This window comes from Streptomyces sp. NBC_00829 (assembly GCF_045161795.1).
In the GTDB taxonomy this organism is placed as follows: Bacteria; Actinomycetota; Actinomycetes; order Streptomycetales; family Streptomycetaceae; genus Streptomyces.
The window spans coordinates 5,302,695-5,323,916 of record NZ_CP108867.1 but is presented as its reverse complement, the minus strand read 5'-3'; the positions used below and the strand labels follow the sequence as shown (position 1 = coordinate 5,323,916).

The window sequence follows — 21,222 nt, the reverse complement described above, 5'->3', positions numbered from 1 at the left end:
GAACGTTCAAAGAAAGGCAGGCGCGGGCATCGACTGGGTCACGGGTCCGGGACGCGCTGGTGAACGGCGCGACGAGCGGCAGGGTCGTGGACCCGCGCACCGGGTCCCCGAACAGGTCGCTGTACTCGCTGTACTCGCTGCACTCGCTGTTCTAGCCGGACCCGGCCGGTCCGGGAGGGCAACCGCTCAGCCGTTCCGGCCGGTCGTCGTACCGGCTGCTGCCTCCAGTTCGCCGCTCCGCACCAGGGCGTGGATCCGGTGCGCCAGCGGGGTCACGTCGGTGATCGAGACGGTCCACTCACATCGGAACGAGGGCTTGATCCACGTCAGGCCTCGCTCACAGCCCTTTGAGCGAAACATCCGTGTCGCCCGTCATCGCCCCGTGACCGTCCGTTAAGCTCGCGCCGCCACACAGGTTCCGAATCTTCACGGAGGGCAGGACGGCGAGGATCAATCGCGAGCGTCTCGTCCGAACGCTGACGTTCTGGCTGCGTCCCGCCTTCGCGTTGCGAGTCATCAACCGGTTTCAGAAGATCGTTGGTTTCGACCGCTCGATGGCCCTGGCGTCCAGCGCTCTCACCGCACTGGTTCCGCTCGCAATCCTCGGCAGCGCCATCCTGGGCGACTTGGTCCCCTACGACTCCGCGGAGCGGATCACCAAGCGCTACAGCCTCACCGGAGCCGGCGCCGAGGCAGTCGACTCCCTCCTCTCCCCTACCGAGAGCACAGACGCGAGCGTGGGCATCTTCGGGGTGGTTTTCCTGACGATCTCGGTGCTGAGCTTCGCACGAGCCTCGCAGCGGCTCTTCGAACAGACATGGGAACTCAAGCCCCTCAGCGTGCGCAACACACGAAACGGCCTGTGGTGGATCCTCACCCTTGGTGGCTACGCAGTGGTCACCGGGTGGCTTTCCGCAGTCCTTGGCGGGAGAGGGCTGGGTCTGGTGACCGCGGCCGGCGAGGCATCGGTAACCGCCGTGTTCCTTGTCTGGAGCGGCTGGATCCTGTCGGCGAAGCGGATCACCTGGCCCGATCTGATCCCCTTCGGCGTCGCCGCGGCAACTCTGACAGCGGTCTATTCCGTGGGCGCAACCCTCTACCTGCCGCGTCTCTTCAACGCCTCCGTCTCACGTTACGGGGTGGTCGGTGCCGTCTTCGCGATGATCTCGGCCCTCTTCGCGGCCATGCTCGTGCTCGTCGCGTCGGCTGCACTAGGACGAGAAGTACGAGACGAACTCCGCCGGATCCGTCAGGGCCAGCGCCCTTCGGACCATGAGGTCCGCCAGCAGTGGGACAGCGTGGTCGAGCAGACACGGTCGCGTTGGCGCACGGTACGGGAACAGGTCTCTCATCGTCGGATCAAGGACGCGGACGACTGATGGGCGGGGTCCGCGCCCGGGGGGGGACGGTCACCGTGGACTCGGTGTGGAGCGCGCGGACCGGCGCCGCGGTTCCTGCATGGACACCAGGGCGGTCCGGCCGGGGGCCGGCCGGACCACCGAAAGACAGGTGCCGGGTACGGGCGGGCCCGCGGTCAGTGGTTGCGGGGGAAGCCCAGGTCCACGCCGATGTGCCCCTCGGACGGGTCGGGCCAGCGGGTGGTGACGACCTTGCCCCGGGTGTAGAAGTGCACACCGTCGTTGCCGTAGATGTGGTGGTCGCCGAAGAGCGAGTCCTTCCAGCCGCCGAAGGAGTGGTAGCCCACGGGGACCGGAATCGGGACGTTCACTCCCACCATGCCCGCCTCGATCTCCAGCTGGAAGCGGCGGGCCGCTCCGCCATCGCGGGTGAAGATGGCGGTGCCGTTGCCGAACGGGGAGGAATTGATGAGGGCCACGCCCTCCTCGTACGTCTCGGCGCGCAGCACACACAGCACCGGGCCGAAGATCTCGTCGCGGTAGGCGTCGGAGTCGGTGGAGACCTTGTCGAGCAGAGACAGGCCGAGCCAGTGACCGTCCTCGAAGCCGTCGACGGTGTAACCAGTGCCGTCGAGCACGACATCCGCGCCCTGGGCCGCCGCGCCCGTGACATAGGTGGCCACCTTGTCGCGGTGGGCCTTGGTGATCAGCGGGCCCATCTCGGACGCCGGGTCGTTGCCGGGGCCGATCTTGATCTTCTCCGCGCGCTCACGAATCTTGTCGACCAGTTCGTCGGCGATGGTGCTGACCGCGACGACCGCGGAGATCGCCATGCAGCGCTCGCCCGCGGAGCCGTACGCCGCCGAGACCGCCGCGTCAGCGGCCGCGTCCAGGTCCGCGTCCGGGAGGACCAGCATGTGGTTCTTGGCGCCGCCGAGCGCCTGGACGCGCTTGCCGTTGGCGGAGGCGGTGGTGTGGATGTAGCGGGCGATCGGGGTGGAGCCGACGAAGGAGACCGCGGCGATGTCGGGGTGCGCGAGCAGTGCGTCGACGGCGACCTTGTCGCCGTGCACGACGTTGAGCACACCGTCGGGCAGTCCCGCCTCGGAGGCCAGCTCCGCGAGAAGGTTCGCGGCCGAAGGGTCCTTCTCGCTGGGCTTCAGTACGAAGGTGTTTCCGCAGGCGATGGCCAGCGGGAACATCCACATCGGGACCATCGCCGGGAAGTTGAACGGCGTGATGCCGGCGACGACGCCGAGCGACTGGCGGATGGAGGAGACATCGACGCGGCTGGACACCTGGGTGGACAGTTCGCCCTTGAGCTGGGTGGTGATACCGCAGGCGAGCTCCACGATCTCCAGGCCGCGGGCGACCTCGCCGAGGGCGTCGGAGTGGACCTTGCCGTGCTCGGCGGTGATCAGCGCGGCGATGTCGTCGCGGTGCGCGTCGAGCAGGGCGCGGTAGCGGAAGAGGATCGAGGTGCGCTGCGCGAGCGAGGACGTACCCCAGGTTGCGTACGCCTCCTTCGCGGTGGCGACGGCCGAGTCGACCTCCTCGGCGGAGGCGAGGGCGACCTGGGTGGTGACGGCGCCGGTCGCGGGGTCGGTGACCGGACCCCAGTTGCCGGACGCACCCTCGACGGTCTTGCCACCGATCCAGTGGTTGACGGTCTTCATTTCGTGCTCCTTCAGAGATGGCGGCGTCGGGCTGCGACTTGCCGGTCGTACTCCTCCCGGGCCTTGACCGCCGACGGGCGGGTCGCGGTCTCGGCCACCGGAACATCCCACCATGCCTGCGCCGGGGGCGCGCCCGACACAGTGTCTGTCGTTTCGGTCTCGACGTAGACACCTGTGGGGACGTCCGCCTCGCGCGCCTCGGCGAGCGCTTCGCGCAGGTCACGCACCGTCTTGGCGCGGATCACGCGCAGCCCCAGGGAGGCGGCGTTGGCGGCGAGGTCGACGGGGAGCGGGCTGCCGGTGTACGTCCCGTCGCCGGCCCGGTAGCGATAGGCGGTACCGAAGCGCTCGGCGCCCACGGACTCGGAGAGGCCTCCGATCGAGGCGTACCCGTGGTTCTGGATGATGATCACCTTGATCGGGATGTTCTCCTGGACCGCGGTGACGATTTCTGTGGGGTTCATCAGATATGTACCGTCGCCGACGAGTGCCCACACCGGGCGGCCAGGTGCGGCCATGGCGACGCCGATGGCCGCCGGGATCTCGTAGCCCATGCAGGAGTAGCCGTATTCGACGTGGTACTGGTCCGCGCTGCGGGCGCGCCAGAGCTTGTGCAGGTCCGCGGGGAGGGAACCCGCGGCGTTGATGAGGATGTCGTCGCCGGTGACCAGGGTGTCGAGTGCGCCGAGCACCTGGGGCTGGGTGGGGCGGGTGTCCGGGTCCCCCGCTTGGTAGGCGGCGTCGACGCGGTGCTCCCAGCGCTCCTTGTCCTCGCCGTACTCCGTGACGTACGCGGGCGCGACTCGGAAGCCGGGGCCGAGCGCCGTGGCGAGCTCGTCGAGGGCGGTGCGCGCGTCCGCGACCAGGGAGAGCCCGGCCATCTTGTGGGCGTCGAAGGAGGTGATGTTGATGTTCAGGAAGCGGACGGCCGGGTTCTGGAAAAGGGTCGCGGAGGCGGTCGTGAAGTCGGACCAGCGGGTACCGACGCCGATCACCAGATCGGCGGTGCGAGCCAGCTCGTCGGCCGTGGCGGTGCCGGTGTGTCCGACGGCGCCGACGTCGCAGGGGTGGTCGTGGGGCAGCGAGCCCTTGCCGGCCTGGGTGGAGGCGACCGGGACACCGGTGGCGTCGGCGAAGGCGTACAGGGCATCCTCGGCCTCGCTGTGGTGGATGCCGCCGCCCGCGACGATCAGGGGGCGGCGGGCCGATGCCAGAGCGTCGCGGGCCGCTGCGAGCGCCTCCTGGTCGGGCCGGGGTCGGGTCACCCTCCACACGCGCTCGGCGAAGAACTCCTCCGGCCAGTCGTACGCCTCGGCCTGCACGTCCTGCGGCAGGGCGAGCGTGACCGCCCCTGTCTCCGCGGGGTCGGCGAGTACGCGCATCGCCTGGAGCGCGGCCGGGATCAGTGCCTCGGGGCGGGTGACGCGGTCGAAGTAGCGGGAAACCGGGCGCAGGGTGTCGTTGACCGACACATCACCCGCGTACGGAAGTTCGAGCTGCTGGAGGACCGGGTCCGCGGGCCGGGTCGCGAACACGTCGCCGGGCAGCAGGAGCACGGGCAGCCGGTTGATGGTGGCGAGCGCGGCGCCGGTGACGAGGTTGGTGGCGCCGGGGCCGACGGAGGTGGTGACGGCGTGGGCGGACAGGCGGCGGGACTGGCGGGCGTACCCGACGGCGGCGTGCACCATCGCCTGTTCGTTGCGGCCCTGGACGTACGGCATGTCCGTGCCGGACTCCAGAAGTGCCTGGCCGAGGCCGGCCACATTGCCGTGGCCGAAGATGCCCCAGGTGGCGTTGATCAGGCGGTGGCGGCTTCCGTCGCGCTCGGTGTACTGGCGGGCGAGGAAGGCTACGAGCGCCTGGGCGACGGTGAGTCGGCGCGTACTGCTCATCGGACACCTTCTTCGGTTCCGGCCTCGTACAGGGGCAGTCGGGGGTCGACGGGCTGCGTCGGCCAGGTGTCGCGGATCCAGCCGTGGTCGGGGTGGTCGCAGATCAGCCACTCCCGGGCGCCAGGGCCCGCCATCACGTTCAGGTAGTACATGTCGCGGCCGGGTGCGGCGATGGACGGGCCGTGCCAGCCGTCGGGGATCAGCACGGCGTCACCGGTGCGGACCTCGGCGAGGACGTCCGTGCCGCCGGGCCTGGAGGGCGAGACCCGGTGATAGCCGAGGCCCTCGCGGTCGATCTCGAAGTAGTAGATCTCCTCCAGCTCGGACTCGACGCCGGGGCGGTGCTCGTCGTGTTTGTGCGGCGGGTAGGAGGACCAGTTGCCGCCGGGCGTCAGCACTTCGACCGCGATCAGCCGGTCGCAGTCGAAGGTGTCCGCCGCGGCGAAGTTGTTGACCTGCCGCGAGCAGTTGCCGGAGCCGCGCAGCTCGACCGGAACCTCCGGCGCGGGGCCGTAGCGAGCGGGGAGTCGTCGCTCGCACTTCGCTCCTGCCAGGGCGAAGCGGCCTCCCGCGCCGGAGGCGATCTGTGCATGGGCATCGCGCGGGACGTAGGCGAAGTCCGACACTCCGCTGAACACGCTTTCCCTGCCCTGCAGTTCAAAGATCTCGCCTTGCGTACGGACTGTGCAACTGCCGCTGAGCGGCAGGACGATCCACTCGCTGTCCCCGGCGACGAGGGAGTGTGATTCACCCGGCTCCAACTCCAGCACGCGCAGGCCGGAGTACCCCCAGCCGGCCTGCTCGGGATCGATCCGCAGGGCGTACGGGCCGTCGGCCGCGCTGCCCGCCGTCAGATGCCGCTTCTGGTTGTCGTGGTCGCTCATGAATTCTCCGTACCCCTACAGCAGTCCGACGGCCGTGTCGACCGCCCCGGCGACGTCTCCGTCGACCGGATAGAGCAGCGAGCGTCCCACCACCAGTCCCTGGACGGTGGGCAGTTGCAGCGCACCACGCCATTTCTCGTACGCGCCGTCCTGGTCGTCGCCGATCTCGCCCCCGAGGAGGACCGCGGGGAGGGTGGAGGTCTCCATGACGGCCGCCATGTCCTCGGGGTCGTCCGTGACGGGGACCTTGAGCCAGGTGTACGCGGAGGTGCCGGCGAGCCCGGAGGCGATCGCGATCGACCGGGTGACCGCTTCGGCGCTGAGATCGTTGCTGAGCTGTCCGTCGATCCGGTGACAGATGAACGGCTCGACGAAGACGGGAAGCTGACGCTCGGCCATCTCGTCGACGGCGCGGGCCGTGGCGTGCAGGGTGTCGAGCGAGCCCGGGTCCTGGTAGTCGATACGGAGCAGCAGCTTGCCCGCGTCGAACCCGAGGCGGGCGAGATCCTGGGCCCGATGGCCGGTGAACCGGTCGTCGAGCTCGAAGGAGGCTCCGGCGAGGCCCCCGCGGTTCATCGAGCCCATGACGACCTTGTCGTCGAGGACACCGAGGAGCAGCAGGTCGTCGAGGATGTCGGCGGTGGCGAGGACTCCGTCGACGCCGGGGCGCGAGAGGGCCAGGGAGAGCCGTTCGAGCAGGTCGCGACGGTTGGCCATGGCGAAGCGGCGCTCTCCCACGGCGAGCGCGCCGCGGGCGGGATGGTCGGCGGCGATGATCATCAGGCGTCCGCTGTCGCCTATGAGCCGGGGCCGCCTGCGCCGCCGGGCCGCGGCCTCGGCGACGGCCTCGGGGTGGCGGGTGCGGATCCCGATGAGCTCGGAGATGTCGACGGGGCTCACGATGCGGCTCCGGGTGAGGGTGTCCCGTGCACGGCGACGGGGCCGGGCGGGGGTGGCGGGGTCGGGCTGGGCGGGACGGGGCCGCCGGAGAGTACCTGGTCGACTTCGGCGGCGTACGGCATCGCGGCGGAGCAGGCGAGGCGGGCCGCGACGATGGCCCCGGCCGCGTTGGCGAAACGCATGATGCGCTCCAGCTCCCAGCCGGCGAGGAGCCCGTGGCAGAGCGCCCCGCCGAACGCGTCACCCGCGCCGAGGCCGTTGACCACCTCGACGGGCACGGGCGGGACCTCGGCCTGCGTGCCGTCCCGGTGGACGGCGAGGACTCCCTTGGGCCCCTGTTTGACGACGGCGAGTTCGACCCCGGCGGCCAGGAGCGCGCGGGCCGCGGCATACGGCTCGCGCTCACCGGTGGCGATCTCGCACTCGTCCAGATTTCCGACGGCAACGGTGGCGTGCCCGAGCGCCTCGGCGTAGTACGGCCTGGCCTCGTCCGGGTCCTTCCAGAACATCGGCCGCCAGTCGAGGTCGAAGACGGTGGCCCCGGAGCGGTCCCGGTGGGCGAGCGCGGCCAGGGTCGCGCCGCGGCTCGGCTCGGCGCACAGGCCCGTGCCCGTCATCCAGAACACATGCGCCTCGCGTACGGCCGCCAGGTCCAGCTCATGCTCGTGGATTTCGAGGTCGGGAGCCTTGGGCTGCCGGTAGAAGTAGAGCGGGAAGTCGTCGGGCGGGAAGATCTCGCAGAACGTGACGGGGGTCGGGTAGGCGGCCACGGGCGTCACCCAGCGGTCGTCCACGCCGAATTCTCCCAGCGCCTGGTGGAGATAGTCCCCGAAGGCGTCCTGGCCGGTGCGGGTGATCACCGCGGTGCGCCGGCCGAGCCTGGCCGCGCCCACCGCGACATTGGTCGCCGAGCCACCGAGGAACTTCCCGAACGTGTCGACCTGTGCCAACGGAACGCCGGTTCGCAGCGGATACAGGTCCACTCCGATCCGGCCCATCGTGATCACATCGTACGGCTGAGGCATGCGCGTCCCTTCGGTTCGAGGCCGGCTGCACTTAGGTGTAGTGGTCCCTCCTGAGCCCTGTCAACATTTTGTCCTTACATTCGGACGAACTCTTGACACCCTTCTCCAGCGGCGGGAAAGCTGACCGCCATGACCTCATCCGTCCCCTCCCTGAACCGCATCCGGGTCGGCTCGGCCCCCGACTCCTGGGGCGTATGGTTCCCCGACGATCCCCAGCAGGTCCCCTGGCAGCGCTTCCTCGACGAGGTCGCCGAGGCCGGGTACGAATGGATCGAGCTCGGCCCCTACGGCTATCTCCCCAGCGACCCCGACCTCCTCAAGGAGGAGACCGCCCGCCGGGGGCTCAAGGTCTCCGCCGGAACGGTCTTCACCGGCCTGCACCACGGGCCCGCCGTCTGGGAGAAGACCTGGTCGCATGTCTCGGACATCGCGGCGCTCACCCAGGCCATGGGCGCCGCGCACCTCGTCGTCATCCCGTCGTTCTGGCGCGACGACAAGACCGGCCAGGTACTGGAGGACAGCACCCTCACACCGGCGCAATGGCGCGATCTCGCCGCCCAGACCGAGCGGCTGGGGCACGAGGTGCGCGAGCGGTACGGACTCAAGATCGTCGTCCATCCGCACGCGGACACCCATATCGACAGCGAGGAGAACGTCAGCCGTTTCCTCGACGCCACCGACGCCGATCTGGTCTCGCTCTGCCTGGATACCGGGCACTACGCCTACTGCGGCGGTGACAGCGTCAAGCTCATCGAGACCTACGGCGAGCGGATCGGCTACCTCCACCTCAAGCAGGTGGACCCGAAGATCCTCGCCGAAGTGGTGGCGGACGAAGTGCCGTTCGGTCCGGCCGTCGGCCGTGGCGTGATGTGCGAACCCCCGGCCGGAGTGCCCGCGCTGGAGCCCGTGCTGGCGGCGGCGCAGGCGCTGGACGTCGACCTCTTCGCCATCGTCGAGCAGGACATGTACCCCTGCCCGCCCGACAAGCCCTTCCCCATCGCCCGGCGTACCCGCGGGTTCCTGCGCTCTTGCGGCGCCTGACCCGCGTGCGTCACTTCTGTCACGGTTGTCGCCAGCCCATCACGTATGTCTCCGTTACGCGGGTGTTCCGTCACAAGCGGTCAACAGCCGGGCCCCTCCCGTCACTCGCGGTCGTTCAACAGGCAAAGGCTCAGTGATCGCCAGCGTTCGCGACGCAGCTCGCCCGACGGCCCCCCGGCCGCCGCTGCTGTGCACGCAGGGAGGTGCCCCGCATATGACGGACAGAAGACTCTGGTCCTACAAGGAGATCGCCGCGCACATCAAGGTGCAGCCGGACACGGTCCGTTCGTACCGCAAGCACGGTCTCCTTCCCTCGCCCGACCATGTGGAGGCGGGCAAGCCCTATTGGTACGCGGACACCATTCGTGTCTGGGTCGCCAATCGCCCCAGGAACAGGGGCCGCACCCATTGAGCGCCGTCGGACGCCGGAGTCGTCGAATACCCACCGGACACCGGACGAACACCTGGGACGGCCCGGCCCCGCACCCGACGGGTGCGGGGCCGCGGCATGCCCCTTCGGCTGCCTTGCCCCGTCAGGCCTTGACCTTGCGCCGTCAGGCCTTGACCTTGTCCCGTGCCGCCCCCGCGCCGTCGGACCCGTCCGCCTCCGCAGAGTCCGCCTCCGCAGGGTCCGCTTCCGCGTCCGTGTCCGAATCCGCAACGGGCCGGGGTATCTCTCCCTCACTGAGCCCGAACCGCTCATGGAAGCGTCGCAGCGGCCCGGGCGCCCACCAGGTCGAGGCGCCCATCAGCTTCATCACCGACGGGACCAGCAGACTGCGCACCACCATGGCATCCATGAGCACGGCCAGCGCGATACCGAGCCCGAGCATCTTGGTGTTCGTCACCCGGGAAGTGCCGATGCCCACCATCACGACCGCGAGGATCACGGCCGCCGCGGTGATCAGTCCGCCCGTGCGCTGAAGGCCGAATCGCACCGCGTGCTCGTGATCGTGCGTACGGTCGTACTCCTCCTTGATGCGGGAGAGCAGAAAGACGCCGTAGTCCATCGAGAGCCCGAAGGCGATGCAGAACATCAGCACGGGCAGCGTCGTCTCTATGTCACCGGTGGAGGTGAAGGAGAGCAGTCCGGAGAGGTTGCCGTCCTGGAAGACCCAGACCACCGCACCGAACATCGCCGTCAGGCTCAGGGCGTTGAGCACGACCGCCTGGAGCGGGATCAGCACACTGCCGCTGAGCAGGAAGACCAGCAGCAGAGTCACCACGGCGATGATCCCCAGCGCCATCGGAAGCCGGTCCGCGATGGCGGCCTTGGAGTCTTCCAGCACCGCGGCCCTGCCCGTCACCGAGGTCTCGAACGGCGCCGGGACGGCACGCAGGTCATGAACGAGCCGCTGGGCCACCTCACCCACCGCCTCGCCCTTGGGCTGGACCGAGAAGTACGCGGAGCCGCCCGATGCGACGGGCCCGTCGACGCGCAGAACCCCGGGGAGTGCGGCGACACGGGTGCGGTACGCGGCGTACGCGGCAGGGGTCGTGGGCGCTCCCTTGTCTTCCGCGAACACCTCGAGTCCTCCGGCGGGGCTGCCGGGGAAGCCGTCGCGGATCTGCTGCTGAACCACATGTGTTTCGGCGGTCGACGGCAACTGACGGTCGTCCGGGGTGCCGAACTTCACGCCGAGGAAGGGCAGCCCGAGCAGCATCAGACCGGCAACGGTGGCGAAGGCGAAGAGCGGGGCCCGACGCATCACGAGGGCCGCGAGGCGCGCCCATCCGGTGCCGCTCTCCCGCTCGCCTTCGACCTGGTCCTTTTCGGCCCCGGCCTTCCGGCCGCGGCGGAAGAGGCGGCGCAGGTCCAGTGCGTTGACCCGATGCCCCAGCAGCATCAGCGCGGCAGGCAGCAGGATCAGCGCGGCGCCCGCCGCCAGCAACACCACAGCGATACCGGCATAGGCGAAGGACCTGAGGAAGTACTGCGGGAAAACGAGCATCGCTGCCAGTGACACGGCCACGGTCAGCGCGGAGAACAGAACCGTGCGGCCGGCGGTGCGCAGGGTGGTGCCCATCGCTTCGCGCACCTGAGCGCCGGTGGCGAGTTCCTCGCGGAATCTGCGCACGATGAACAGGGCGTAGTCGATGGCGAGCCCGAGACCGAGAGCCGTGGTGAGGTTCTGGGCGAAGACCGAGACGTCGGTGAACTCGGTGATGCCGCGCAGGACCGCGTTCGTCCCCAGGATGGCGACAATGCCGACACCGAGCGGGAGCAGTGCCGCGACGGCGCTGCCGAAGACCATCACCAGCAGCACCAGGGTCACGGGCAGGGCGATCATCTCGGCCCGCAACAGGTCTTCCTGAACGATCGTCGTCATCTCGTGCTGCAGGCCGACGGGACCGCCGATCGACACCTTCACCGGGCCGTGCTCGCCTCGGAAGTGCGGCGCAAAGCGCACAAGAACCTCGGCCGCAGCCTTCTCGTCGCCCTGGATCCGGGCCGCGATGAGGGCCTGGTGCCCGTCTGCGGCGCGCAGGGCGGGCGAGCGCGTCTGCCAGTACGAACCGACGCCGGTGACGTCCTTCTCGGCGGCCAGCCGCTCCGTCAGCCGCAGGCCCTCGGCGGCGACCGCCGGATCGTCCACGCCCGCCCGGCCGCTGTCCACCAGCAGGAGCACATTCGGCTGGGAGGCGGGGAACTCCCGCTCCAGGGCGGCCGTCGCATAGCTCGACTCGGCGGCTGGGTCCTGCCAGCCGCCGCTGCCCATGCGCTCGGCGACCCCGCTTCCGGCGAACACCGCGAGTGCGGTGATGACCAGGGCGGCGAGGAGGGAGAGGCGGGGTCGCGCCGTGACGAATCGGGTCCATCCCCCGACCGGCCCTGGGCTTTTCTCCGACATGGTGCGGCGTCCCCTTCACCTGGCCCATCCGCCGGCTTCCTGACAGGCAGCATGAGTCGACCATTGCCATAGACTGGCAAACACGAGCCAGCGCTCGCATTAGCCAAGAATGCGAGCGATCACTCGCGTTTGTCAACCACCGCCAGGAAGCTGGGGATTTCACGTGCCGGAGCCCAGGACAGCGGAGCCCGCCACCTCCGAGACAGCGGAGCCCGCCACACCGAAGACGGCCGGGACGACGACACCCGGGCCGGTGACGCCCGTACCGGCCGAGCGGACCGGACGGCCGGGGACGACCACCCCCGCCAGCTCGGCCGCCCCCGACTCGGCCGCCCCCGACTCGGCCGCCCCCGACACGTCGGGACCGACAGCCTCCGAGCCGAACGCACCCGAACCGAACGCACCCGCGGCCAGGCCGCGCAGGCGACAGGCACGCGGAGAGCGCCGTATCGCCCAGCTCCTCGACGCCGCCGCCAGTGTCTTCTGCAGCAGCGGCTACACAGCGGCCAGCACCAACGCCATCGCACGCGAGGCCGGCGTCTCCCCCGGCACGCTCTACCAGTTCTTCCCGAACAAGGAGGCCATCGCCGTCGAGCTCGGCGGCCGTCTCCTGGACCGCTGGCGCGAGTCCCACGGCACCGCCCTGACGGCCGCCAACCTGAACCTCCCGCTCGACCAGCTACTGGACGCGGTCCTCGACCCGCTCTTCGCGTTCAACCACGAGAACCCGGCCTTCACCGTCCTCATGCATGGCCCCGACGTACCGGGCCAGATCACCCAGGAGTTCAACGCCCTGCACGCCGTGCTGCTCACCCGGATCGAGCAGATCGTCGCGAACTTCCTGCCCGACGCCCCGCCCGCGGAGCTCGCCCGCATCGCGACCATGATCTTCACCATTTTCAAGGCCGGTCTCGACCTGGTCCTCGCCCACGAGGGCGACGAGCGACAGGCGTACATCGACGAGATCAAGAAGGTCATGTTCCGCTACCTGGCTCCCATCGTCGGGGTCTGCCCGACGGAGCGACGGGCCGGAGGGCAGCAAAACGCGGAGCCGGAGGCATATTCGCACTAATACCCCCTGGGGGTATAGTCTGGCGTCAGGGAGCCTCGGCATTCCCTGGCCCCCGGCACACCATGACCACGTACGTGTTGCACCCTCGAAGAGGAGAACGCCATGACCGCCGAGACGAAGACCGAGACCGCACAGGCGACCGGCTCCTGCTGCTCCTCGACCGGTTCCTGTCACGACGGCGCGGCAGACGTGCGGCTCGGCGGCGTCACCACGGTCTACCAGGTCACCGGTATGACCTGCGGTCACTGCGAGGGCGCCGTCACCGGCGAGATCTCCGAAATCCCGGGCGTCACCTCGGTGACTGCGGTCGCCGCGACCGGCCAGGTGACAGTCGTCTCCGACACCCCTCTCGACGAGAAGGCCGTGCGCGAGGCCGTCGACGAGGCCGGATACGAACTGGCCGTCCAGGCCTGAACTCGGGGCGCGCCCGTCCTCGCTCCGGCGCCCATCCTCGCTCCCGCGCCCGCCCTCGCTCCCGCGGACACCCCGCGGGTGCACGGACGTCGCAATCGAGGCCGGTGACCTGACGCTCGTACGGGGGGATCTGCGGGTGGCCGCCGACGAGATCCGTCTCGCCCGCCGGACTCCGGGCATCATCAAAGGGAATCTTTACTGGGCGTTCGGCTATGACGTCGCCGCCCTGACGCCGGCGGCATCTGGCCTGCTCAGCACCATGATCGCCGGATTTGCCATGGCCTTTTCGTCCATGTTTGTGGTGATCAACAGCCTCCGCTTGCGCTCCTCCTCGTGACTACAGATAGGTCACAAGACCTTCACAAGGAGACCTAGATCACAGATATTTAGGGGTAACCATTCAGGCTCCTCGCGGGTCTAGATTGGCGATGCCGAGAACGTCTTGGGGGACGTTCATGGGATGTCTTGGGGGACGTCCCAGGCAAGCGTTGGCCGGGGCACGTGCCCGGGGAGCTTTGAGCGGCCCTCCCGTGCGTACGTACCCCGGCAGACCGCGTGAGGAGCTTCTGCAGCCAGCAGACGCCCGGCCGGATCCCGTGGGGGGAATCCGCTCCGGGGATATGGGAAGCGCCCCGCCCGCCGACCCGTGGGGGGATCGGCAGCGGGGCGCTTTCCGCTGTTCACACAGGGCCTCGGCCCTCCGCGGCCCCTTGAGGACCGCGGGGCGCGAGGAGGGGTCAGCGGGCCTCGACCGGGACGAAGTCGCGCAGGACCTCGCCGGTGTAGATCTGGCGCGGGCGGCCGATGCGGGAACCCGGCTCCTTGATCATCTCGTGCCACTGGGCGATCCAGCCCGGGAGACGGCCGAGCGCGAAGAGCACGGTGAACATCTCGGTGGGGAAGCCCATGGCGCGGTAGATCAGGCCCGTGTAGAAGTCCACGTTCGGGTAGAGGTTGCGCGAGACGAAGTAGTCGTCGGAGAGCGCGTGCTCCTCCAGCTTGAGTGCGATGTCGAGCAGCTCGTCGGACTTGCCGAGCGCCGAGAGGACATCGTGCGCCGCCGCCTTGATGATCTTCGCGCGCGGGTCGAAGCTCTTGTAGACGCGGTGGCCGAAGCCCATCAGGCGAACGCCGTCCTCCTTGTTCTTCACCTTGCGGATGAAGGAGTCCACGTCGCCGCCGTTGGCCTGGATGCCCTCAAGCATCTCCAGCACCGACTGGTTGGCGCCACCGTGCAGCGGGCCCCACAGGGCGCTGATACCGGCGGAGATCGAGGCGAACATGTTCGCCTGGGAGGAACCGACCAGACGCACGGTGGAGGTCGAGCAGTTCTGCTCGTGGTCCGCGTGAAGGATCAGCAGCTTTTCGAGCGCCGAGACGACGACCGGGTCGAGCTCGTACTCCTGGGCGGGGACCGAGAAGGTCATCCGCAGGAAGTTCTCCACATACCCGAGGTCGTTACGCGGGTAGACGAAGGGGTGGCCGATCGACTTCTTGTACGCGTACGCCGCGATCGTGGGCAGCTTGGCCAGCAGCCGGACCGTGGAGAGATGACGCTGCTTCTCGTCGAACGGGTTATGGCTGTCCTGGTAGAACGTCGACAGCGCGCTGACCACGGACGACAGCATCGCCATCGGGTGGGCGTCGCGCGGGAATCCGCCGTAGAACCGCTTGACGTCCTCGTGCAGCAGCGTGTGCTGGGTGATCTCGCCCCTGAAGGCCGACAGCTCGTCGACCGTCGGGAGTTCGCCGTTGATCAGCAGGTACGCCACCTCGAGGAAGGTGGAGCGCTCGGCCAGCTGCTCGATGGGGTAACCGCGGTAGCGCAGGATGCCCTTCTCGCCGTCGAGGTAGGTGACCGCGGATTTATAGGCGGCGGTATTGCCGTATCCACTGTCCAGGGTCACCAGACCGGTATTGGCTCGGAGCTTCCCGATGTCGAAGCCCTTGTCACCGACGGTGCTGTCGACCACCGGGTAGGTGTATTCACCGTCCGCGTACCGCAGTACTACAGAGTTGTCGCTCACGTCATCCCTCACCGACGTAGTGCCTCTTCTTCGAGGTGCCCTGACTGTCTCTACCATCCCCCATTTGGCTCAGGAGAGTGCACTCGGGGTCGACCATTGGGCCTATTGGCGGCACTCAGTGCCGCCAACCTGCTCATCTTGCCCCCTTCGCCCTGCTTCCGGAAGCCGGGTGGTCACTTCCGCCCCGTGCGGGGCCCGAGCGCTTCCCCCGGCCGGCGCAGCCTCTCCCCCTCAGCCTCCGGCCAGCCGGTGGTCGAGCGCCGTGAAGCGTCTGCCTGCGGAAACGGTGCGCACCGCCTGTCCTATCGCCTTGCGCGAGCCGACCAGCACCACAAGTTTCCGGGCCCGGGTGACCGCCGTGTAGAGGAGGTTCCGCTGGAGCATCATCCACGCTCCGGTGGTGACCGGGATCACCACCGCGGGGTATTCGCTGCCCTGCGAGCGATGGATGGTCACGGCGTAGGCGTGTGCCAGCTCGTCCAGTTCGTCGAAGTCGTACGGAACCTCCTCGTCCTCGTCCGTCAGCACCGTCAGCCGCTGGTCGTCCAGCTGGAGCGAGGTGACCACGCCGACCGTGCCGTTGAAGACGCCGTTCTTGCCTTTATCGTAATTGTTGCGAATCTGGGTGACCTTGTCGCCGACGCGGAACACCCGGCCGCCGAAGCGCTTCTCGGGGAGGTCCGGCCGCGCGGGCGTGATCGCCTGCTGGAGCAGGCCGTTGAGTGTGCCGGCGCCGGCCGGGCCGCGGTGCATCGGGGCGAGCACCTGCACATCGCGCCGCGGGTCGAGCCCGAACTTCGCGGGGATCCGGCGTGCCGCCACGTCCACGGTGAGCTTCCCCGCGTCCTCCGTCTCCTCCTCCACGAAGAGGAAGAAATCGGAGAGCCCCGAAGTGATCGGGTGCGAGCCGGAGTTGATGCGGTGGGCGTTGGTGACGACGCCGGACTGCTGGGCCTGGCGGAAGATGCGCGTCAGCCGGACGCGGGGCACCGGGCCGCCGTCCGCGAGCAGATCGCGCAGCACCTCGCCCGCACCGACGCTCGGCAACTGGTCCACATCCCCCACCAGCAGCAGATGCGCGCCGGGAGCTACCGCCTTGACCAGCTTGTTGGCCAGCAGCAGATCGAGCATGGACGCCTCGTCGACCACGACCAGATCCGCCTCCAGCGGCCGGTCACGGTCGTATGCGGCGTCCCCGCCGGGTCTGAGCTCCAGCAGCCGGTGCACGGTGGAGGCTTCGGCCCCGGTGAGCTCGGACAGCCGCTTGGCCGCGCGCCCGGTCGGAGCCGCGAGCACCACCTTCGCCTTCTTGGCGCGGGCCAGCTCCACGATGGAGCGGACGGTGAACGACTTGCCGCAGCCGGGGCCGCCGGTGAGGACGGCCACCTTGCTGGTGAGGGCGAGACGGACCGCCTGCTCCTGCTCGGGCGCGAGCTCCGCGCCCGTGCGCTCCGCCAGCCAGGTCAGGGCCTTGTCCCAGGCGACGTCTTGGAAGGCGGACATGCGGTCGTCGGCGGCCCGCAGCAGCCGGCCCAGCTGGGCCGCGAGGGAGATCTCGGCGCGGTGGAAGGGCACCAGATAGACCGCCGTCAACGGCTCGCCGCCGTCGGGGGCGGGCACCGTCTCCCGCACCACCCCTTCCTCCTCGCCGGCCAGCTCGGCGAGGCACTCGATGACAAGGCCGGTGTCCACCTGGAGCAGCTTGACCGCGTCCGCGATCAGCTGCTCCTCGGGCAGGAAGCAGTGGCCCTGGTCGGTGGACTGCGACAGGGCGTACTGCAGGCCGGCCTTGACGCGCTCCGGGCTGTCGTGCGGAATGCCGACCGACTGCGCGATCCTGTCGGCGGTGAGGAAGCCGATGCCCCACACGTCGGCCGCGAGGCGGTACGGCTGGTTCTTCACGACCGAGATCGAGGCGTCCTCGTACTTCTTGTAGATGCGCACCGCGATGGAGGTCGAGACGCCGACGCCCTGGAGGAAGACCATGACCTCCTTGATGGCCTTCTGCTCCTCCCAGGCGACGCCGATCAACTGTGTCCGCTTCGGCCCGAGTCCGGGGACCTCGATGAGCTTCTTCGGCTGCTGCTCGATGATGTCGAGGGTGTCGACGCCGAAGTGCTCGACGATCCGCTCGGCGATTCTGGGGCCGATGCCCTTGATCAGGCCCGAGCCGAGATAGCGGCGGATGCCCTGGATCGTGGCCGGCAGGACCGTGGTGTAGTTCTCCACGGTGAACTGCTTGCCGTACTGCGGGTGGGAGCCCCAGCGGCCCTCCATGCGCAGGGACTCGCCCGGCTGCGCGCCGAGCAGCGAGCCGACCACGGTGAGGAGATCGCCGCCGCCGCGGCCGGTGTCGACGCGGGCGACCGTGTAGCCGTTCTCCTCGTTCGCGTAGGTGATCCGCTCCAGGACCCCCTCGAGGACTGCCAGGTTGGACACCGTCGAATTGGACATGATCCGACGCTACCGCCGGGGTCCGACACCGCGGGCGGCCTGTGGACAACGATTCCGGCCGCCCTGTGGACAACTCCCGTCCCCGAACGGTCGAGGAGGCCCGGCCGTCGCGGCCGGGCCCCTCCATTCCCCCTCCGTCAAGAGCTCCCTGGTCCCCCAGATCCCCTCCCTGGAGCCCTGATGACCAGTACGACACGCGTCACCCGGAAAGGGTTGCACGACTGCGGGCAGTTGTTTTTCCGGAATCTCCGATGCTGACAAAACAGGGCAGTCGGAGCGTTTGGCTCATGAGTGGATCTCTGGAGAAGGATGAGCCGAACGTGCTGGTCGTCGACCGGCCACACGCGACGTAAGCCGCCCCGTCAGAGCACGTGCTCCACATACCGCCCCGCCGTCTCCTCCAGCACCTCGCGCCCGTCCCGCGCCCACAAGCCCTCGTTGAACAGCTCGACCTCGATCGCACCCGTGAACCCGGCCGCGTCCACCCGGCTCCGCCACCCCCGCAGGTCGACCGCCCCGTCCCCCAGCTGCCCCCGGCCGTTCAGGACACCCTCGGGCAACGGCGTCGTCCAGTCGGCCAGTTGGAAGGCATGGATTCGGCCCCGCTCACCCGCCCGTGCCACCGCCGCGGGAGCCGAGTCGTCCCACCAGATGTGGTACGTGTCCACCACCACGCCCACCTGCGACGCCGGGAACCGTTCCGCGAGACCGAGCGCCTGCGTCAGCGTGGAGACCACGCACCGGTCCGCTGCGTACATCGGGTGCAGCGGCTCGATGGCCAGCCGTACCCCCCGCTCCCCCGCGCGGGGCGCGAGCACCTCCAGCGCGTCCGCGACGCGCTCCCTGGCCGCCGCCAGATCGCGGCTGTCCGGCGGAAGTCCGCCCGCCACGAGGACCAGGGTGTCCGTACCCAGGGTCGCCGCCTCGTCGATCGCCGCGCGGTTGTCGGCCAGGGCGCGCGCCCGCCGCCGCGGGTCGGTCGCGGTGAGGAAGCCGCCGCGGCAGAGGCTGGTCACCGTCAGCCCGGCGTCCCGCACGAGCTTCGCCGTCGCCTCGACGCCGTACGCCTGGACCGGTTCGCGCCACAGGCCCACGGACCCGATGCCCAGGCGTCGGCAGGCCCCGGCCAGTTCGGGCAGGCTCAGCTGCCTGACGGTCATCTGGTTGATGCTGAGGCGGTCAAGGGTCATCGGTCCACTCCGTACACCGCGAGCAGGGACTTCATACGCGACTCGGCGAGCTGCGGGTCCGGGAACAGACCGAGCCCGTCGGCCAGTTCGTACGCCTTCGCCAGATGCGGGAGCGACCGGGCCGACTGGAGGCCCCCGACCATCGTGAAGTGGTCCTGATGGCCTCCCAGCCAGGCCAGGAAGACCACGCCCGTCTTGTAGTAGCGGGTCGGTGCCCGGAAGAGGTGGCGGGACAGTTCGACCGTGGGGTCGAGGAGTTCCCGGAAGCCCGACACGTCGCCGGCGTCCAGGACCCTTACCGCGTGTGCGGCCAGCGGACCAAGCGGGTCGAAGATCCCCAGCAGGGCGTGGCTGAAGTGGCGTTCGTCGCCCGCGATCAGCTCCGGGTAGTGGAAGTCGTCCCCCGTGTAGCACCGCACGCCCTGGGGCAGCCGGCGGCGGAGCTCGGTCTCGCACTCGGCGTCCAGCAGCGAGAGCTTGATGCCGTCGACCTTGCCCGGGTGCCCGGCGACGACCTCCAGAAACGTCTCGGTCGCCGCGTCGAGGTCGGTCGAACCCCAGTAGCCCTCCAAGGCCGGGTCAAACACGGGACCGAGCCAGTGCAGGATCACGGGCTCCGACGCCTGCCGCAGCAGGTGGCCGTACAGGGATGAGTAGTCGTCGGGGGTGCGCGCGGCGGAGGCGAGAGCCCGTGACGCCATCAGGATCGCCTGCGAGCCGGTCTCCTCGACGAGCGCCAGCTGCTCCTCGTACGCGGCACGTACCTCGGCGAGGGTGCCGCCCGCGGGCCCGAGCTGATCGGTGCCCGCTCCGCAGGCGATACGGCCGCCCACCGTCCTCGCCTCCGCGGCCGAGCGCCGGACCAGTTCGGCCGCGCCCGCCCAGTCCAGTCCCATTCCGCGCTGGGCGGTGTCCATCGCCTCCGCGACGCCGAGGCCGTGCGCCCACAGATGGCGGCGGAAGGCGAGCGTGGCGTCCCAGTCGACGGCGGCGGGCGCGTCCCAGGCGTTGTCTGCGTACGGGTCGGCCACGACATGCGCCGCCGAGAAGACCGTACGGGACACCGGAGGAGCCCCGGGAGTGAACACGGCCGGGTCGGTGCGTGGTTCGTACGTCCCGTGCGGGAGGCGGATCGTCACAGCGACAGCTCCGGCACGTCGAAGCGACGGCCCTCGGCCGACGACTTCAGCCCGAGCTCGGCGAGCTGCACCCCGCGCGCGCCCGCCAGCAGGTCCCAGCGGTACGGCTCGTCGAGCGCGACATGGCGCAGGAACAGCTCCCACTGCGTCTTGAAGCCGTTCTCGAACTCGCCGTTGTCCGGCACTTCCTGCCACTGGTCCCGGAAGGGCTCCGTGGCGGGCAGGTCCGGGTTCCAGACCGGCCTGGGGGTGGCGGAGCGGTGCTGGACGCGGCAGCGGCGCAGTCCGGCGACGGCGGAGCCGTCGGTGCCGTCGACCTGGAACTCCACCAGCTCGTCGCGCATCACCCGTACCGTCCAGGAGGAGTTGATCTGGGCGACGGCACCGCCCTCCAGCTGGAAGATGCCGTACGCGGAGTCGTCCGCGGTCGCGTCGTACGGCCTGCCGCGCTCGTCCCAGCGCTGCGGGATGTGCGTGGCGACCTGCGCGCTCACGCTCGTCACCCGGCCGAACAGCTCGTGGAGCACATACTCCCAGTGCGGGAACATGTCGACGGTGATGCCGCCGCCGTCCTCGGCGCGGTAGTTCCAGCTCGGGCGCTGCGCCTCCTGCCAGTCGCCCTCGAAGACCCAGTAGCCGAACTCCCCGCGCACGGAGAGGATCCGGCCGAAGAAGCCGCCGTCGACGAGGCGCTTCAGCTTCAGCAGACCCGGCAGGAAGATCTTGTCCTGGACGACGCCGTGCTTGACGCCGGCGGCGTCGGCGAGCCGGGCCAGGGCCAGCGCGCCGGCGACGTCGGTGGCGGTCGGCTTCTCGGTGTAGATGTGCTTGCGCGCCGCCACGGCCTGCTTGATCGCGGCGACGCGGGCTGAGGTGACCTGCGCGTCGAAGTAGATGTCGATGCTCTCGTCCGCGAGGACGGCGTCCAGGTCGGTGGAGACATGGTCGAGGCCGTGGCGCTCGGCGATCTCCCGCAGCGCGTGCTCGCGACGGCCCACGAGGACGGGCTCGGGCCACAGGACGTCGCCGTCGCCCAGGTCGAGTCCGCCCTGTTCGCGGATGGCGAGGAGGGAGCGCACCAGGTGCTGGCGGTATCCCATCCGACCCGTGACGCCGTTCATGGCGATCCGCACTGTCCTGTGTGTCACGAAGCTGCCTCCACGTCCCACGGTGCTCGGCGATCCCTCGTTACGGCCGTGTTCCCGCGATACGGCTGTAGCAAGCGCTTTCTGCACGGTATGACGCTAGCCTGCCGACAGCGGCCTGGACAAGGGCCCGGTTCCATCTCCCGCGGAGGA

At 69.6% G+C, this 21,222-nt stretch carries 17 protein-coding genes and 1 pseudogene; 6 read left to right on the top strand and 12 right to left on the bottom strand.

The window, feature by feature from the left end:
* Positions 1 to 186 precede the first annotated feature (186 nt).
* Positions 187 to 360, bottom strand: coding sequence for a hypothetical protein (locus OG293_RS23680; protein ID WP_406003860.1), 174 nt, complete (start codon positions 358 to 360; stop codon positions 187 to 189).
* A 146-nt stretch (positions 361 to 506) separates the two neighbouring features.
* Here OG293_RS23680 and OG293_RS23675 point away from each other — a divergent pair, with 146 nt between their 5' ends.
* Positions 507 to 1,379, top strand: coding sequence for a hypothetical protein (locus OG293_RS23675; RefSeq protein ID WP_406000799.1), 873 nt, complete (start codon positions 507 to 509; stop codon positions 1,377 to 1,379).
* Between the two features lie 155 nt (positions 1,380 to 1,534).
* Here the strand turns inward: OG293_RS23675 and OG293_RS23670 are convergent, their stop codons facing one another.
* Genes OG293_RS23670 through iolC form a run of 5 tightly spaced genes read right to left on the bottom strand, consistent with a single transcriptional unit; the run spans position 1,535 to position 7,735 of the window.
* Positions 1,535 to 3,034 carry a CoA-acylating methylmalonate-semialdehyde dehydrogenase gene (locus OG293_RS23670; RefSeq protein WP_406000798.1) on the bottom strand — a complete coding sequence of 500 codons (1,500 nt, stop codon included), beginning with the start codon at positions 3,032 to 3,034 and terminating at the stop codon, positions 1,535 to 1,537.
* An 11-nt stretch (positions 3,035 to 3,045) separates the two neighbouring features.
* Positions 3,046 to 4,926 carry a 3D-(3,5/4)-trihydroxycyclohexane-1,2-dione acylhydrolase (decyclizing) gene (gene iolD, locus OG293_RS23665; protein WP_406000797.1) on the bottom strand — a complete coding sequence of 627 codons (1,881 nt, stop codon included), beginning with the start codon at positions 4,924 to 4,926 and terminating at the stop codon, positions 3,046 to 3,048.
* Positions 4,923 to 5,810 (bottom strand): 5-deoxy-glucuronate isomerase, encoded by an 888-nt coding sequence (gene iolB / locus OG293_RS23660; protein ID WP_406000796.1) that lies wholly within the window; start codon positions 5,808 to 5,810, stop codon positions 4,923 to 4,925. The genes iolD and iolB overlap by 4 nt, the downstream gene beginning before the upstream one ends.
* A gap of 15 nt (positions 5,811 to 5,825) precedes the next feature.
* The gene (locus tag OG293_RS23655) at positions 5,826 to 6,710 is read right to left on the bottom strand and encodes a deoxyribose-phosphate aldolase (protein WP_406000795.1); all 885 of its coding nucleotides are present in this window, start codon (positions 6,708 to 6,710) and stop codon (positions 5,826 to 5,828) included.
* A complete protein-coding gene (iolC, locus tag OG293_RS23650) occupies positions 6,707 to 7,735 on the bottom strand; it encodes a 5-dehydro-2-deoxygluconokinase (RefSeq protein ID WP_406000794.1) in 1,029 nt (342 codons plus the stop codon). Before iolC ends, OG293_RS23655 begins: the two co-directional genes overlap by 4 nt.
* 129 nt (positions 7,736 to 7,864) lie before the next feature.
* Here iolC and OG293_RS23645 point away from each other — a divergent pair, with 129 nt between their 5' ends.
* Positions 7,865 to 8,776 carry a sugar phosphate isomerase/epimerase family protein gene (locus OG293_RS23645; protein ID WP_406000793.1) on the top strand — a complete coding sequence of 304 codons (912 nt, stop codon included), beginning with the start codon at positions 7,865 to 7,867 and terminating at the stop codon, positions 8,774 to 8,776.
* Positions 8,777 to 8,990: 214 nt separating this feature from the next.
* A complete protein-coding gene (locus OG293_RS23640; RefSeq protein ID WP_406000792.1) occupies positions 8,991 to 9,188 on the top strand; it encodes a helix-turn-helix transcriptional regulator in 198 nt (65 codons plus the stop codon).
* 142 nt (positions 9,189 to 9,330) lie between these two features.
* On the opposite strand, the gene OG293_RS23635 is transcribed toward OG293_RS23640, so the two are convergent.
* The gene (locus tag OG293_RS23635; RefSeq protein ID WP_406000791.1) at positions 9,331 to 11,628 is read right to left on the bottom strand and encodes an MMPL family transporter; all 2,298 of its coding nucleotides are present in this window, start codon (positions 11,626 to 11,628) and stop codon (positions 9,331 to 9,333) included.
* A 163-nt stretch (positions 11,629 to 11,791) separates the two neighbouring features.
* On the opposite strand from OG293_RS23635, the gene OG293_RS23630 reads away from it, so the two are divergent.
* The 3 genes and pseudogenes from OG293_RS23630 to OG293_RS23620 all read left to right on the top strand — a co-directional run.
* Positions 11,792 to 12,700 carry a TetR/AcrR family transcriptional regulator gene (locus OG293_RS23630; RefSeq protein WP_406000790.1) on the top strand — a complete coding sequence of 303 codons (909 nt, stop codon included), beginning with the start codon at positions 11,792 to 11,794 and terminating at the stop codon, positions 12,698 to 12,700.
* Between the two features lie 102 nt (positions 12,701 to 12,802).
* On the top strand, positions 12,803 to 13,114 hold the full coding sequence (locus OG293_RS23625; protein WP_406000789.1) for a heavy-metal-associated domain-containing protein: 312 nt from the start codon (positions 12,803 to 12,805) through the stop codon (positions 13,112 to 13,114).
* Positions 13,115 to 13,196: 82 nt separating this feature from the next.
* Positions 13,197 to 13,451, top strand: a pseudogene (locus OG293_RS23620) (heavy metal translocating P-type ATPase); the annotation flags it as partial.
* Between the two features lie 400 nt (positions 13,452 to 13,851).
* On the opposite strand, the gene OG293_RS23615 reads toward OG293_RS23620, so the two are convergent.
* The 5 genes from OG293_RS23615 to OG293_RS23595 form a co-directional block, all read right to left on the bottom strand.
* Positions 13,852 to 15,141, bottom strand: a complete 1,290-nt coding sequence (locus tag OG293_RS23615) for a citrate synthase (protein WP_406000788.1) — start codon at positions 15,139 to 15,141, stop codon at positions 13,852 to 13,854.
* Between the two features lie 231 nt (positions 15,142 to 15,372).
* The gene (locus OG293_RS23610) at positions 15,373 to 17,595 is read right to left on the bottom strand and encodes an ATP-dependent RecD-like DNA helicase (protein WP_406000787.1); all 2,223 of its coding nucleotides are present in this window, start codon (positions 17,593 to 17,595) and stop codon (positions 15,373 to 15,375) included.
* 362 nt (positions 17,596 to 17,957) lie between these two features.
* Positions 17,958 to 18,785 (bottom strand): sugar phosphate isomerase/epimerase family protein, encoded by an 828-nt coding sequence (locus OG293_RS23605; RefSeq protein ID WP_406000786.1) that lies wholly within the window; start codon positions 18,783 to 18,785, stop codon positions 17,958 to 17,960.
* The gene (locus tag OG293_RS23600; protein ID WP_406000785.1) at positions 18,782 to 19,924 is read right to left on the bottom strand and encodes a dihydrodipicolinate synthase family protein; all 1,143 of its coding nucleotides are present in this window, start codon (positions 19,922 to 19,924) and stop codon (positions 18,782 to 18,784) included. The genes OG293_RS23605 and OG293_RS23600 overlap by 4 nt, the downstream gene beginning before the upstream one ends.
* The gene (locus tag OG293_RS23595; protein ID WP_406000784.1) at positions 19,921 to 21,072 is read right to left on the bottom strand and encodes a Gfo/Idh/MocA family protein; all 1,152 of its coding nucleotides are present in this window, start codon (positions 21,070 to 21,072) and stop codon (positions 19,921 to 19,923) included. Before OG293_RS23595 ends, OG293_RS23600 begins: the two co-directional genes overlap by 4 nt.
* Positions 21,073 to 21,222: the final 150 nt, after the last annotated feature.

Bases quoted from the DNA above. Each gene is read 5' to 3' on its own strand.
- OG293_RS23645 (WP_406000793.1), top strand. From the start codon at position 7,865: ATGACCTCATCCGTCCCCTCCCTGAACCGCATCCGGGTCGGCTCGGCC.
- OG293_RS23605 (WP_406000786.1), bottom strand. From the start codon at position 18,785: ATGACCCTTGACCGCCTCAGCATCAACCAGATGACCGTCAGGCAGCTG.
- OG293_RS23640 (WP_406000792.1), top strand. From the start codon at position 8,991: ATGACGGACAGAAGACTCTGGTCCTACAAGGAGATCGCCGCGCACATC.
- iolD (WP_406000797.1), bottom strand. From the start codon at position 4,926: ATGAGCAGTACGCGCCGACTCACCGTCGCCCAGGCGCTCGTAGCCTTC.
- OG293_RS23680 (WP_406003860.1), bottom strand. From the start codon at position 360: ATGTTTCGCTCAAAGGGCTGTGAGCGAGGCCTGACGTGGATCAAGCCC.
- iolB (WP_406000796.1), bottom strand. From the start codon at position 5,810: ATGAGCGACCACGACAACCAGAAGCGGCATCTGACGGCGGGCAGCGCG.
- OG293_RS23610 (WP_406000787.1), bottom strand. From the start codon at position 17,595: ATGTCCAATTCGACGGTGTCCAACCTGGCAGTCCTCGAGGGGGTCCTG.
- iolC (WP_406000794.1), bottom strand. From the start codon at position 7,735: ATGCCTCAGCCGTACGATGTGATCACGATGGGCCGGATCGGAGTGGAC.
- OG293_RS23670 (WP_406000798.1), bottom strand. From the start codon at position 3,034: ATGAAGACCGTCAACCACTGGATCGGTGGCAAGACCGTCGAGGGTGCG.
- OG293_RS23625 (WP_406000789.1), top strand. From the start codon at position 12,803: ATGACCGCCGAGACGAAGACCGAGACCGCACAGGCGACCGGCTCCTGC.
- OG293_RS23635 (WP_406000791.1), bottom strand. From the start codon at position 11,628: ATGTCGGAGAAAAGCCCAGGGCCGGTCGGGGGATGGACCCGATTCGTC.